Raw genomic sequence first — 13987 nt, forward strand, 5'->3', positions numbered from 1 at the left:
TCCCCGAGCGCGAGCGGTCACGCGAGCGCATGAAGAGCCTATGGAGGCAGCTACGTGAGCACCACCGGTAAGCCGTCGGGGAGCCGGCGCGTCCTGCGAGGCCGCGCCCGCTCCCTGGCCGTCGCCTCCCTCGCGGGGGGCCTCGCGGTCGCGCTGGCGGCCTGCAGTGGCGGTCCCGCCTCGACCAACGCCGTGGGCGACGGGAAGGGGGGCACGTCGATCGAGGCCACGCTGGCCTTCACGCTCTCCAGCGGTTTCGATCCCAGCAACGCCTCCTCGGCCGTGGCGACAGCGGTCAACCAGCACGTCTTCGAGGGCCTCGTCGACCTCGACCCCATCACGCGGGAACCCTACAACGCCCTGGCGAAGAGCGACCCGACCCCCGGGGCCGACGGCCGGACCTACACCGTGACGCTGCGTGACGGGGCGAAGTTCTCCGACGGCACCCCGGTCACCGCCGAGGACGTGGCCTGGTCCTTCACCCGCGTGCTCAAGCCCGCGGACCCGAAGGCGCCGCCGCTGATGCAGGGCTTCGTGTCGTTCCTCGACAGCGTCACCGCCAAGGACGCGACGACCGTCGAGTTCACGCTGAAGTACCCGTTCGCCCTGTTCAGCGAGCGGATCTCGGTCATCAAGGTCGTCCCCAAGGCCAAGACCGGTGACCCGGCCGCGGCCAAGGCGTTCGACACCGCCCCGATCGGCTCCGGCCCGTTCAAGGTGGACAGCGCGTCCAAGGAATCCGGCGTCAAGCTGAGCAAGAACGCGAACTACAACGGCCCGCGCGCCGCCAAGGTCGAGACGATGACGTGGAACACCACCACCGAGGCGTCGGCCCGCGTGTCGGACCTCCAGGGCGGCCGGGTGCAGGCCATCGAGGCCGTGCCGTACCTGAACGTGGACTCGCTCAAGGACAAGTACACGATCGACGTGAAGCAGGCCTTCAACCAGGTCTTCCTCATGTTCAACAACGCCGCCGCCCCGTTCAGCGACAAGCGGGTGCGCCAGGCCCTGCACTACGCCATCGACAAGGAGGCGGTCATCAAGACCGCGCTCAACGGCTACGGCAGCCCGGCGACCAGCTACCTCGACGAGGGCAACAAGGCGTACCAGAAGGCCGCCACGGTCTACGACTACAACCCGGACAAGGCCAAGGCCCTGCTCCAGGAGGCCGGCGTCACCAACCTGTCGTTCCGGCTCGACACCACCGACAGTTCGGTGGTCAAGGACGTCGCCCCGCTGGTCATCGAGCAGTGGAAGAAGATCGGCGTCAACGCCACGCTGAACACCGTGCCGTCCTCGGCCATCTACGGCGACATCGTCCCCAAGGACACCTTCCGGGTGCTCATGGCCACCGGTGACCCGAGCGTCTTCGGTGTGGACACCGACCTGCTGATGCGCTGGTACTACTTCGGCGAGACCTGGCCGGGCCAGCGTTACCGCTGGAGCGACGCCGAGCGCAAGGCCATGGGCGACCTGCTGGACAAGGCCGCGCAGACCTCCGACGAGGCGGCCCGCAAGGCGCTGTGGAAGCAGGCCCTCGACATGGTGGCGGACCAGGTGCCGCTGTACCCGATCCTGCACACCAAGGTCGTCACCGCGTACGACCCGGCCAAGGTGGACGGCTTCTCCGGCGCCTCCACCACCGGCCTGTACTTCCTGGGCACCGGCCGGACCGGCTGAGCCCGCGCTCGGGGTTCCGGCCCCGCAGGCGTCCCGCCCGGCCCCACGTGACCCGTGCGGCCGGGCGGGGCGTCCCGGCGCCCCGCCACGAGAAAGAGAATCCATGCTGACCGTCCTGAACCTGGTCGCACGACGATTCCTGACGCTGATCCCCCTGGTGCTGGGCATCACGCTCTTCGTCTTCGTGATCATGCAGTTCTCCCCGATCGACCCGGCGTTGTCCGTCCTCGGTGACCAGGCCACGCCGGCGCAGGTCGAGGCGTTCCGCGCCGCCAACGGCCTCAACGACCCGCTGCCGTTGCGCTACCTGCACTTCCTCGGCGACCTCGTCCGCGGCGACCTCGGCATGACGTTCCCGCCGTCGGTCCCGGTGGCCGAGAAGATCGCCATGGCGCTGCCGCTGACCATCCAGCTGACCGTGCTCGGCGTCGTCGGCGCGCTCGTCATCGCGCTGGCCCTCGGCATCCCGGCCGCCCTGTACCGGGACCGCTGGCCCGACCAGGTCATCCGGATCGTCTCCATGGCCGGCATCGCCACGCCCTCGTTCTGGCTGGCCCTGCTGTTCATCCAGGAGTTCTCCGTCCGCCGCCCGATCTTCCCGACCGGCGGCTACGTCAACCCCGCCGACTCGGTCGGTCTGTGGTTGCAGTCGCTGGCCATGCCCGCGCTGGCGCTGGCCGTACCGGTCGGCTGCTCGCTGGCCCGCATCGTCCGGACCTCCATGGTCGAGGAACTCGACAAGGACTACGTCCGCACGGCGATCGGCGCCGGACTGCCGCCGCGCGTGGTGGTCGGCCGCAACGTGCTGCGCAACGCGCTGGTCAACCCGCTCACCGCGCTCGGCCTGCGGATCGGCTACCTCATCGGCGGCACCGTCGTCATCGAGGCCATCTTCTCGCTGCCCGGCATGGGCACCCAGATCATGAGCGCCGTCCAGCAGAACGACACCGCGCTGGCCCAGGGCACCGTCCTGACCATCGCGCTCTGCTTCGTGCTGGTGAACCTGGTCGTCGACATCCTCTACCTCTTCGCCAACCCCCGACTGCGCGGAGGCCACTGATGCGCCGGTCCCTCACCACGCGGCTGTCCCGCCCCGGCATGGCCTTCGCCCGGCTCGGTGTCGCGGCCCGGTTCGCGCTCGGCTTCGTCGCGCTCATCGTCGTGGTCGGCGTGCTCGCCCCGCTGCTGCTGCGCCACGACCCCACCCAGACCGGGCTCGGTCCGGCGCTGACCGGCCCGAACGGCGACTTCTGGTTCGGGCTGGACAAGCTCGGCCGCGACGTGTTCTCCCGGCTGGTGGCCGGCACCCGCCGCTCCCTGATCGTCGGCTTCGGCGCGGCCGGCATCGCGCTGGTGGTCGGCGCGATCCTCGGCGCGATCGCCGGAAGCAGCCGCACCGTCGTCGACGAGATCATCATGCGCTGTCTCGACGTGGTCATGGCCTTCCCCACGATCGTGCTCTCCGCGCTGCTGATCATCTCGTTCGGCAAGAACAGCCTGCTGGTCCTCGTGATCGCGATCGGCTTCGTGTTCACCCCGTCGGTCGCGCGCATCGTCCGCGCCAACGTGCTGTCCCAGTACGGCGAGGACTACGTGGCCGCCGAACGGATCATCGGCGCCCGGCGACCGCACATCCTCTGGCGGCACGTCCTGCGCAACTGCGCCGCGCCGATCCTCGTCTTCGTCACCGTCATGGTCGCCGACGCGATCGTCTTCGAGGCGTCGCTGTCCTTCATCGGCGGCGGCCTCGCCCCGCAGGAGGCGGCCTCCTCGTGGGGTTCGGTGATCGCGTTCGGCAAGGAGATGGTGCAGATCGGCGGCTGGTGGGCCACGTTCTTCCCCGGCCTGCTGATCCTGCTCACAGTGCTGGCGCTCAACGTGCTCTCCGAGGGCATGTCCGACGCGTGGGCCGCCCCGGCGGCGCGCCGCGCCACGTCCACCACCAGCGGTGACGCCCTGGAGCAGGCGCAGCCCGGCACCGGCGAGGTGGTCGAGCTGCCCGGCCTGGCCGAGGCGGCGCGGCGGCTGCGCGAACGCGCCCGCCCGCTGCCGCAGGGCCGGCCCGTCCTTCAGGTCAGCAACCTGTCCATCGGTTTCGAGGGCCGCCACCGCGGCGTGGACATCGTCGACGGGCTCTCCTTCGACGTACGCCCCGGCGAGGTCGTCGGCCTGGTGGGGGAGTCCGGCTCCGGCAAGTCGCTCAGTGTCCTGGCCGTGATGGGCCTGCTGCCGAAGGGCGCCCGGGTACGCGGCGAGATCCGCTTCCAGGACACGAACCTGCTGAAGCTGAACGCCAAGGGCCGCCGGGCCCTGATGGGGCGCGAGATCGCCATGGTCTACCAGGACGCCCTGTCGGCGCTGAACCCGGCGCTGCGCGTCGGCGCCCAGCTCGCCCAGATGATCCGGCGCGGCGGCACCCGCTCGGCCGAGGAACTGATGCGGCTGGTCGGGCTGGACCCGCAGCGCACGCTCGCCGCGTACCCGCACGAGCTGTCCGGCGGGCAGCGGCAGCGCGTGGTGATCGCCATGGCGCTGTCCCGCGATCCGAAGCTGATCATCGCCGACGAGCCGACCACCGCGCTCGACGTCACGGTGCAGGCCCAGGTGATGAAGCTGCTCCTGGACCTGCGCGAGCGGCTCGGCTTCGCCCTCATCCTGGTCAGCCACGACCTCGCCCTGGTCAGCGACGTCTCCGACCGGGTCGTGGTGATGTACGGCGGGCAGATCGTGGAGACCGGCGTGACCGCCGACGTGATGGAGGCGCCCGCCCACCACTACGCCCGCGGGCTGCTCGGCTCCGTCCTGTCGCTGGAGACCGGTGCGGAACGCCTCACCCAGATTCGCGGCGTGGTGCCGTCACCGGCCGACTTCCCGAAGGGCTGCCGGTTCTCCGACCGCTGTCCGATGGCGACCGAGATCTGCCGGGACACCGCGCCCGCCCTGGAGGGCACGGACGGCCACGGGTACGCCTGCCACCACCCCGCCGTCACCGTCAGCGAGAAGGAGCCGGCCCGATGAGCGCCACCGCCGAGCACCGGCCGATCGCCGAGCTGAGCGACGTGCACGTGGTGCACGCCGCGCGCGGCGGCGGCATGTTCAGCCGGGACAAGGTCTACGCGCTCACCGGCGCCGACCTGGTGATCCGGGCCGGCGAGACGGTCGGCATCGTGGGCGAGTCCGGCTGCGGCAAGTCCACGCTGGCCAAGGTGCTGGTGGGCCTGCAACGGCCGACCAGCGGCACGGTGTCCTTCGCCGGCAAGGACGTGTGGTCGATGAGCGCCGCCGAGCGGCGCGAGCACATTGGCGCCGGCGTCGGCATGATCTTCCAGGACCCGGCCACCTCGCTGAACCGCCGCATGCCGGTGCGCGACATCCTGCGTGACCCGCTGGACGTGCACCGCCGGGGCACCCGGCAGCAGCGCGAGCAGCGGGTGTCCGAGCTGATGGCCCTGGTGGGCCTGCCGCGCTCGGTCGCCGACGTGCTGCCCAGCCAGCTCTCCGGCGGCCAGCGTCAGCGGGTGTCCATCGCCCGCGCGCTGGCCCTGGAACCGGGGCTGGTCATCGCCGACGAGCCGACGAGCGCGCTGGACGTGTCGGTGCGGGCCCAGATCCTCAACCTGCTGCTGGACCTCAAGGACCGGCTCGGGCTGGCCATGGTGCTGGTCTCGCACGACATCCAGACCGTCAAGCGGGTCAGCGACCGGGTCGTCACCATGTACCTGGGCCGGATCGTCGAGCAGACGCCCGCCGACCTGCTGCCCGAGGGCGGCCGGCACCCGTACACCCGGGCGTTGTTCTCGGCCACGCCGGGCCTGCTGTCACCGATCGAGCCCATTCCCCTGGTCGGCCCGGTCCCGTCGGCCACCCGGCCGCCGAGCGGCTGCCCGTTCCGGACCCGCTGCTGGGCCGCCACGGACGGCTGCGCCGTGGACATGCCGGCGCCGCGCCCCGCCGAGGGCGAGGGCCACGAGTTCCGCTGCCACCACCCGGTGCCCGCCGGAACCGCGAACACCGAACTGGTCGCGCTCGCCACCCCGGCGGCCGGCCGCGCCACATCTGAGTCTGTCGAGGAGAACCTGTGACCACCCCAGCCCCGCGGTTCGCCGGAGTCGTGCCGCCGGCCGTGACCCCCCTGACCGAGGAGGGCGAGGTCGACGTCCGTTCCCTGGAACGGCTGGTCGAGTGGCTGCTCGACGCCGGTGTCGACGGCATCTTCGCCCTCGGCAGCTCCGGCGAGACGGTCTTCCTCACCGACCGGCAGCGGGACCTGGCCCTGGAGACCATCGTGAAGACCGCCGGCGGCGCCGTGCCGGTCATCGCCGGCTGCATCGAACCCACCACCCGCCGGGTCGTGGAGCGGGCCGAGGCGTCCACCCGGCTGGGCGCGGACGGCCTGGTCGTGACCGCGCCGTTCTACGCCATCGTCGGCCCGCACGAGATCGAGCGGCACTTCCGCGCGGTCGCCGCGGCGGTCGAGCTTCCGCTGCTGGCGTACGACATCCCGGTCTGCGTGCACAGCAAGCTCTCCGTCGACCTGCTGACCCGGCTCGCCGCCGAGGGTGTGCTGGCCGGCGTCAAGGACTCCAGCGGCGACGACGTCGCGTTCCGCCAGCTCGCGCTCGCCGTCGCCGAGCACGCGCCGGAGCGCGACTTCAGCCTGCTCACCGGCCACGAGGTGGTGGTCGACGCGATGATGCTCGCCGGCGGCTCCGGCTCGGTGCCCGGACTGGGCAACGTGGACCCGGCCGGATACGTGCGGCTGCACCGCGCCTGCGTGGCCGGCGACTGGGCGGCGGCCCGGCGGGAGCAGGACCGCCTGACCCGGCTGTTCCGCATCGTCGACGCGGCCGACCCGGCCACCTCGGCGGGCGCCACCCGGGGCGTCGGCGCGTTCAAGACCGCCCTGGCGCTGCTGGGCGTCATCGCCGGCAACGCGGTGTCGCTGCCGCTGCGGCCGCTCGACGCCGCCGAGACGGGCCGCGTGCGTACCCAGCTGGAACTGGCCGGGCTGCTCTGACCATGCCCGACCTGAGCACCACGGGCGCCGCCGACCTGGTCGCCGCGCTCGACATCGGCGGCACCAAGACCACCGCCGCACTGGTCACCGCCGGGGGAGAGGTCGTCGGCCGGCACACCGCGCCGACACCTGGTCGCTCCGGCGCCGCCGCGGTGCTCGACACCGCCGCCGGCCTGGTCGAGAAGCTGCGGGCGGACGCGCCGGGTGCCGTACGGGCGCTCGGCGTCGGCAGCGCCGGGGTCATCGACAGCGCCTCCGGCCTGGTGCTGTCCTCCACCGACGTGCTGACCGGGTGGACCGGCACGGACCTGCGCGGCGACCTGAGCCGGCGCCTGGGCGTGCCGGTCACCGTGATCAACGACGTGCACGCCCACGCCCTGGGCGAGGCACGTCACGGCGCGGCGGCCGGCTACGACACGGTGCTCTACGTCGCCGTGGGCACCGGCGTCGGCGCGTCGTTCGTCCTCGGTGACGCGGTGCTCGCCGGCGCGCACAGCGCCGCCGGGCACGCCGGGCACCAGCCGTCCCCGTACGCCGGATCGCTTGCCTGCACGTGCGGCGGGCGCGGGCACCTGGAGGCGATCGCCGCCGGTCCCGCGCTCGCGGCCGAGTACGTCCGGCGTACCGGCCGGCCGGTGGCCGACCTGCGGGCCGTCGCCGCGCTCGCGGCGGGCGGCGACGAGACGGCCCGGGAGGTCGTCCGGCTCGGCGGCGCGGCCGTCGGTTCCGCCGTCGGCGGCCTGGTCAACGTGCTCGACCCCGCCGCCGTGGTGGTCGGCGGCGGCGTCACCGGCCTCGGTGAGCCGTGGTGGCGGGCGCTGCGCGACGCGGTGCCCGCCGAGACGCTGCCCGGTCTGGCCGGCGTACCGGTCCTCGCCTCCACCCTCGGCCCCGACGCGCCGCTGCTCGGTGCCGCCTCGCTCGCCTGGAAGGTCTCATGAACGCGCTCGTCGACCAGCTCCGTCACCGCCTGGTGGTCTCCTGCCAGGCGTACCCGGGTGAGCCGATGCGCGACCCCGACACCATGCGCCGGGTCGCGCTCGCCACCGCACGCGGTGGCGCCGCCGGCATCCGCGCCCAAGGGCTGGCGGACATCGCGGCCATCCGCGCGGCGGTGGACCTGCCGCTGATCGGGCTCTGGAAGGACGGCGACGACGACGTCTTCATCACCCCGACGCTGGAGCACGCGCTGGCAGTCGCCGACGCCGGGGCGCACGTCGTCGCGCTCGACGGCACGTCCCGGCCCCGGCCCGACGGCCGTACGCTCGCCGAGACGATCGCGGCCGTGCACGAGCGCACCGGCGCGCTGGTGATGGCCGACTGCTCCACGTTCGACGAGGGCGTGGCCGCCGCCGCTGCCGGCGCCGACCTGGTCGGCACCACGCTCGCCGGGTACACCGCGTACACCACCAAGGGCGACGGGCCGGACCTGGACCTGGTCGCCCGGCTCGCCGCCGCGGTCGACGTCCCGGTGGTCGCGGAGGGGCGCATCCACACCCCGGAGCAGGCCGCGCAGGCGCTGCGGGCGGGCGCGTGGACGGTCGTGGTGGGCACCGCCATCACCCACCCGAGCACGATCACCGGCTGGTTCGCCTCGGCCGTCGAGGAGGCCGCGTCGTGCCGCTGACCGACCTCGACCTGGCCGGCTGCCTGGCGTACCGGCCGGAGCTGGACGTGCCGGCGGACCTGGACGTGTTCTGGGCGCGCACGCTCGACGGCGGCGACCCGGAGCGGGCGGTCTACGAACCGGTCGACACCGGGCTGACCCAGATCCGGACGTACGCCGCCACGATCCCCGGCTTCGGCGGCGAGCCGGTACGCGGATGGCTGCACCTGCCCGCCGGGGCCGACGGGCCGCTGCCCTGCGTGGTCGAGTACCTCGGCTACGGCCGGGGCCGCGGCCTGGCGCACGAGAAGCTGTTCTGGGCCGCTGCGGGCTTCGCGCACCTGATCATGGACAGCCGGGGCCAGGGGTGGAGCGCCGCCACCGGCGGCACCCCCGACCCGCACCCCTACCCGGCCGGCACCGTGCCCGGCTTCCTGACCCGGGGCGTCGACGACCCGGCCGAGCACTACTACCGGCGGCTGATCACCGACGCGGTGCGCTTCGCCGAGGCCGCGCGGCGGCACCCGGCCGTCGACCCGGCGCGGGTGGCGGTGACCGGCTTCAGCCAGGGCGGCGGCCTGGCCCTCGCGGCCGGCGCGCTGTGCCCGGACGTCGTGGCGGTCATGCCGGACGTGCCGTTCCTGTGCGACATCCGCCGGGGCGTGCGCGTCGCCGGCCCGGACAGCCCGTACGCCGAGGTGGTCGAATACCTCGCGCTGCACCGCGACCGCGCCGACCGGGTGTTCCGCACGCTGTCCTACCTGGACGCCGCCGTGCTCGCGCCGCGCGCGACCGCTCCGGCGCTGTTCTCCGTCGCGCTGCGGGACCAGGTCTGTCCGCCGTCGACCTGCTTCGCCGCCTACCACCGCTACGGCGGCGACAAGGACGTGCGGGTGTACGAGTTCAACGACCACGAGGGCGGCGAGGCCGAGCACCAGCGCGAACAGCTCACCTGGCTGCGCGGGGTCCTGGGCGCCTAACGCGCGCGTTCCACCACGTAGTCGGTCAGCTCCAGCAGGAAACGGCCGTCCTCGGTGTCGGCCGCGGCGCCCAGCGCCCGCTCACCCGCACGCCGGGCGGCGAGCGCGAGTTCCCGGGCGCTGCGCCGCGCCGACTCCACGCAGTCGTGCGCGAGCAGCCGCCCGTGCAGCCAGCGCACCTCGGCGGCGGTGCGCTGCGCCCGGGTACGGCTCAGCAACCGCACGAGCCGTTCGCGTTCCTCCGGCGTGCACCGCCGCATGAAGTCGATCAGGATCAGCGTGCGCTTGCCCTCCCACAGGTCACCAGCGATCTCCTTGCCGTACCGGGCGTAGTCGCCGGTCAGGTTGAGCGCGTCGTCCTGGATCTGGAACGCCGCACCCAGATACCAGCCGTACCGGTCCAGCACGTCGACCGCGTTCTCCCGGCCGGTCGCCGCGAGGATCCCGGTGCGGCACGGGTAGATGCACGTGTACCAGGAGGTCTTCTTCAGGCACATCCGGTAGTAGTCGTCCGCGTCCAGGTCGCACACGTTGTCGCGGATCCAGCCGATCTCGATCGCCTGACCCTCCAGCGAGTGGCGCATCATCAGCTCGGTCTCGGTGAACAGCCGCCACGCGATCCCGGAGCCGAGCGCCGCCCGGTTCGCCGCGAGCCGCCGCAGCGCCAGCAGGTTGGTCATGTTGCCGACGTTCAGCGCCACGCCGACGCCGTACTCGGCGTGCAGCGTCCGCCCGCCGCGCCGCTGCTCGCTCTCGTCCTGGATGTCGTCGTGGATGAGGAAGGCGTTGTGGAACAGCTCCACCGTCACGGCGGCGTTGAGGCCCACCGCGTCGCCGCCGCCGAACGCCCGGCAGGTGGCCAGGCACAGCGCGGCGCGCAGCCCTTTGCCCCAGCGCCGGGGGTATTCCGCGACCAGGTCGTAGAGGTATCGCGGGCCGCCCTCGGGCACGTCGTCGAGCAGCGCGCCGAGGGCGAGCCCGCGATAGCGCTCCAGCATCCGTTCCACGTGCCCGCCGGCCACCCCGGTGGTCGGCGCCATCGCGCGGCTACCGGTCCGTCGGCCGCTTCGGGGCCGGCGACGCGAGCCGGTCCGCGAGCCCGTTGGCCACCTTGGGGGCCAGCCGCGCCAGATTGAGTACGGTGTCCAGCGCGTCGTGCGCGTCCGAGGTGTACCGCCGGATCACCTCGCCGCGCTGGTCGTCGGCCATCTTCAACTGCCCGACCACGGTGTCGATGAGGGCGTGCCCGTCGGTGCGGACCCGCGCGACCAGTTCGTCGAACGCCTCCGGGTCGACCCGGCGGCTCTCGGTCAGCTTCTCCTCGAGTCGCCGTGCGCCGGCCAGCCCCGCCGCGAGTTCCTCCTCCAGCACCGTGGCCGCGTGGGTCACGGTCTCCGAGGTCTCCTCGGCCACCTTCTCGAAGCGCTCGTTCATGCGCTCACGCTCACCATTCGCCATGTGCGCAGTCTCGACCCGGCCGCGAACGCAGGCCAGGCATGTGTCCAGATGGTGACTCACCGTGACAAGATTCGGACCCTTCACTGGGTACGGGTACTCAGCGCATCACCGTCCCATCGCTCATGTGTGGACGCTGCCGCGTCGACAGGATGCTTCTCATGGCCGAGACGCTGCACCGACACGCCGCTGCACGTACCGTCGACACGCCCCTGCCCGCCGAGGCCGCGCTGGCCCCCGCCGGCCGCGCGGTCGCCGCGCTGGCCCGGCTCGTCGCCCACCACCCGGCCGGCTGGCGGTGGCTGGCCCGGCGCCACCACCCGGTCCTCGACCGGCTCGCCGCCGCGAACGCGCGGTCGACCTGCGTGCGGGCGGCCCGGCGGGTGCCTGCCTACCAGGCGTTCCTGCGGGCCCGCCCGGGCGGCCTGCGCCGCCGGCTGCGGGACTTCCCGGAGACCGACAAGCGTGGGTACGTCATGGCGTACGACACCTCCGCCCGGTGCCGGGACGGACGGCTGCCGGAGCGCGGCGTGGTGGTCGACGAGTCGGCCGGATCGTCCGGTCGGCCGTTCAACTGGCCGCGCGGCGAGCGGGAACTGCGGGCGGTGCACCGCGACATCGCCGGCTACACCGGACTGGCGTTCCCGATGCGCCGGCCGTTCGTGATCAACGCGTACTCGATGGGCGCCTGGGCGACGGGCACCACCACCGGCGCGGCGATGGCCCGGATCGCGACCGTGAAGAACACCGGTCCGGACCTCGGGAAGATCGTCGACACGCTGCGCGAGTTCGGTCCAGGCCACGACTACCTGGTGACTGCGTACCCGCCGTTCCTCAAGCATCTGCGGGACCGGCTCGACGCCGAGGACTTCCCCTGGTCGCGGTACCGGATCTTCGCCAGCTGCGGCGGCGAGGGCATGACCGAGGCGCTGCGCGACTACCTGGAACAGCGGTTCGTGCGGGTGCGGTCGGCGTACGGCGCGTCGGACCTGACCATCGGCATCGGCGCGGAGACCCGGTTCACGGTGTGGCTGCGGCGGCGGCTGCGCACCGACGCGGGGCTGCGCGCGGAACTGCTCGGCCGCGGCGAGCAGCGGCTGCCGATGGTGTTCCAGTACAACCCGTTCGCCACCTACCTGGAGACCAACGAGCGGCGGGAACTGCTCTGCACCGTCACGAGCCCGCACGTGCTCCAGCCGCGGCTGCGCTACAACGTGGGCGACGAGGCGCTGCTGGTGCCGTACCGGCGGATCGTCGAGCTGGCCCACGCCGACCCGGTACGCCGCGCCGAGTTCCGTACCGCGGTGGCCGAGGAGCGGATGACGCTGCCGCTGCTGCTGTTGTTCGGCCGCAGCGACTCCACCGTGTCCTACCTGGGCGCGAACCTCTACCCCCAGGACGTCGAGTACGGCCTCTACACCGGCAACCCGTACGCCGCCGAGATCAGCCGGTTCTGCCTGACGCTGCACGAGGACGCGGCGCTGGAGACCCGGCCGGTGATCCACGTCGAGCTGCGCCGCCCGCTGGACACCGCGGCACGCGCGGCGCTCGCCGACGCCTGCCGCGACGGGGTACGCGCGCACCTGACCTCGGTGTCGCGGGACTTCGCGCAGTCCCTGGTGGAGGACCCGACCGCTGGTGACCTGCGGGTCCAGCTGCACGAACCGGACGGCGGCCCGTTCGCCGCCATGCAGAAGATCAAGAACGTCTACCTGGTGAGGTGAGTGATGCGTACCCGTGACTTCTCCCGCGCCCCGGCCCAGGCCCGCGCCGGCGCCATGTTCATCGGCGGCACCCGGTACGCGAACCCGCTGGTGCTGCTGCGCCTGGCCCCGGACTGGATCCGGATGGTGCGGGACATGCGCCGGATGTCCGGCTACTGCTGGCACACCGTCTACTGGCAGTTCCCGCTGACGCTCGGCACGATCGCGTTCTTCACCGACCGGGACGCGCTGCTGCGCTTCGCCCGGACCCGGCACCACCGCAAGCTGATGATGTGGCTGACCGACGGCACCCGTAACGCCACCGCCGGGTTCATCCGGCTCTACACCGCCTCCCCGGACGGCTACTCCAACGGCGCGTGGCGGGCCGAGGACGGCGCGATGGGCCACATCGAGCGGTTCACGCCGCTGGGCGCGGAGACGGCCGGACCGGCGGTGCGCCGGTGACCGGCCACCGGTTCGAGCGCGTCACCGGCCGGCGCGGCCTGCGCGACTTCCTCACGCTCACCGACCGGCTGTACGCCGACGAGTCCCGGTACGTGCCGACGCCCCGGCAGCAGATCCGCCGCTGGTGGCGCGACGGCGTGCCGATGTACGTGCTGCGCGACGCCACCGGCGCGGTGGTCGGGCGGACCACGCTGCACACCGACGCGGACCTCGACGCCAAGCTGGGCCGCCGGTGCCAGCTGTTCGGGCTCACCGAGTTCACCGCGTCCGCCGCCGGGCCGCTGTTCGACGCGATCACCACGCACTCCACGCCCGGCCGGGACCTGCTGTTCGGGCCGGTGGCGCTGCTGCCCAACCAGGCGGGCGGCGTGATCACCTCCGGGTACGCCGACCGGGGGTTCGTGGACAGCGCGTGGAACCCGCCGCACTACCCGGAGGCGTACGAGGCGTACGGGTTCACCGGGCGGTTCGTCTCCGACACCTGGATCTGCCCGGTCCCGCCGCCGGCTGGCCCGGCCCCCGGCCCGGGTGTCGAGCCCGACGGCGCCCGGCTGGAACTGCACCGGGGGAGCACCCGGCGGCTCGACGAGCAGCTCGGCCTGCTGCGCGGGATGCTCAACGACTCCTTCGCCCAGCTCGGCTACTACACGCCGATCTCGGCGGCCCAGCTGCGGCGGCAGACCGACGGGCTGGCGTACCTCCTGGACGAGTCACTGCTGCTCTACCTGACCCGTGACGGGCGTCCGGTGGCGTTCGTGCTCTGCGTGCCGGACATCAGCGACTTCCTGGTCGCGGTCCGCGGCGACCTGAACCCGGTCAACCGGCTCCGGCTGCTGGCGACCCGCCGCCGGTACCGCCGGGAGGCGGTGCTGATCGTCAAGGGCGTGGTGCCGGAGTTCCAGGGGCGCGGCTACCAGCGGCTGCTGTCCGAGCACCTGCACCGCAACCTGCACGCCGGTGGCTACACGGGTCTGCGCAGCACGTACGTCGGGCGGGACAATCCGGCGTCCGCGGCCCAGTACCGGCGCTTGGGCGGACGCCCGCTGCACGGCTACACGTTCTACGCCAAGGAGCGGTGAGC

Annotated in this window: 13 protein-coding genes; 11 read left to right on the forward strand and 2 right to left on the reverse strand. The window is 73.0% G+C overall.

Features of this window, described 5'->3' with window-relative positions; all coding sequences use genetic code 11:
• Positions 1 to 54: 54 nt before the first annotated feature.
• The 8 genes from M8C11_RS06675 to M8C11_RS06710 all read left to right on the forward strand — a co-directional run bounded on the left by M8C11_RS06675 (position 55) and on the right by M8C11_RS06710 (position 9283).
• Positions 55 to 1680, forward strand: a complete 1626-nt coding sequence (locus tag M8C11_RS06675) for an ABC transporter substrate-binding protein (protein ID WP_252448803.1) — start codon at positions 55 to 57, stop codon at positions 1678 to 1680.
• A 103-nt stretch (positions 1681 to 1783) separates the two neighbouring features.
• The gene (locus M8C11_RS06680; RefSeq protein ID WP_120570310.1) at positions 1784 to 2740 is read left to right on the forward strand and encodes an ABC transporter permease; all 957 of its coding nucleotides are present in this window, start codon (positions 1784 to 1786) and stop codon (positions 2738 to 2740) included.
• The gene (locus M8C11_RS06685; RefSeq protein WP_252448804.1) at positions 2740 to 4698 is read left to right on the forward strand and encodes a dipeptide/oligopeptide/nickel ABC transporter permease/ATP-binding protein; all 1959 of its coding nucleotides are present in this window, start codon (positions 2740 to 2742) and stop codon (positions 4696 to 4698) included. Before M8C11_RS06680 ends, M8C11_RS06685 begins: the two co-directional genes overlap by 1 nt.
• Positions 4695 to 5762, forward strand: coding sequence for an ABC transporter ATP-binding protein (locus M8C11_RS06690; protein WP_252448805.1), 1068 nt, complete (start codon positions 4695 to 4697; stop codon positions 5760 to 5762). Before M8C11_RS06685 ends, M8C11_RS06690 begins: the two co-directional genes overlap by 4 nt.
• Entirely contained in the window at positions 5759 to 6697 is a 939-nt protein-coding gene (locus tag M8C11_RS06695) for a dihydrodipicolinate synthase family protein (RefSeq protein ID WP_151498879.1), read from the forward strand. Before M8C11_RS06690 ends, M8C11_RS06695 begins: the two co-directional genes overlap by 4 nt.
• Before the next feature lie 2 nt (positions 6698 to 6699).
• Positions 6700 to 7638, forward strand: coding sequence for an ROK family protein (locus M8C11_RS06700; protein ID WP_252448806.1), 939 nt, complete (start codon positions 6700 to 6702; stop codon positions 7636 to 7638).
• On the forward strand, positions 7635 to 8324 hold the full coding sequence (locus M8C11_RS06705; protein WP_252448807.1) for an N-acetylmannosamine-6-phosphate 2-epimerase: 690 nt from the start codon (positions 7635 to 7637) through the stop codon (positions 8322 to 8324). Before M8C11_RS06700 ends, M8C11_RS06705 begins: the two co-directional genes overlap by 4 nt.
• Positions 8315 to 9283 carry an acetylxylan esterase gene (locus tag M8C11_RS06710; protein ID WP_252448808.1) on the forward strand — a complete coding sequence of 323 codons (969 nt, stop codon included), beginning with the start codon at positions 8315 to 8317 and terminating at the stop codon, positions 9281 to 9283. Before M8C11_RS06705 ends, M8C11_RS06710 begins: the two co-directional genes overlap by 10 nt.
• Here the strand turns inward: M8C11_RS06710 and M8C11_RS06715 are convergent.
• Positions 9280 to 10323: a polyprenyl synthetase family protein gene (locus M8C11_RS06715; RefSeq protein ID WP_252448809.1), complete on the reverse strand. Its 1044-nt coding sequence runs from the start codon at positions 10321 to 10323 to the stop codon at positions 9280 to 9282. The genes M8C11_RS06710 and M8C11_RS06715 overlap by 4 nt on opposite strands.
• 7 nt (positions 10324 to 10330) lie before the next feature.
• Complete coding sequence (locus tag M8C11_RS06720; protein WP_252448810.1) at positions 10331 to 10717, reverse strand: hypothetical protein; 387 nt, start codon at positions 10715 to 10717, stop codon at positions 10331 to 10333.
• Between the two features lie 182 nt (positions 10718 to 10899).
• On the opposite strand from M8C11_RS06720, the gene M8C11_RS06725 reads away from it, so the two are divergent.
• From M8C11_RS06725 to M8C11_RS06735, 3 genes are read left to right on the forward strand one after another with little or no spacing between them, the layout of a single operon-like run.
• The gene (locus tag M8C11_RS06725) at positions 10900 to 12462 is read left to right on the forward strand and encodes a phenylacetate--CoA ligase family protein (protein WP_252448811.1); all 1563 of its coding nucleotides are present in this window, start codon (positions 10900 to 10902) and stop codon (positions 12460 to 12462) included.
• Between the two features lie 3 nt (positions 12463 to 12465).
• The gene (locus M8C11_RS06730; RefSeq protein ID WP_135239671.1) at positions 12466 to 12906 is read left to right on the forward strand and encodes a DUF4188 domain-containing protein; all 441 of its coding nucleotides are present in this window, start codon (positions 12466 to 12468) and stop codon (positions 12904 to 12906) included.
• Positions 12903 to 13985, forward strand: a complete 1083-nt coding sequence (locus tag M8C11_RS06735; protein ID WP_252448812.1) for a hypothetical protein — start codon at positions 12903 to 12905, stop codon at positions 13983 to 13985. Before M8C11_RS06730 ends, M8C11_RS06735 begins: the two co-directional genes overlap by 4 nt.
• The last annotated feature ends 2 nt before the right edge of the window (positions 13986 to 13987 follow it).

This window comes from Micromonospora sp. CPM1 (genome assembly GCF_023896895.1).
GTDB lineage: Bacteria > Actinomycetota > Actinomycetes > Mycobacteriales > Micromonosporaceae > Micromonospora > Micromonospora tulbaghiae.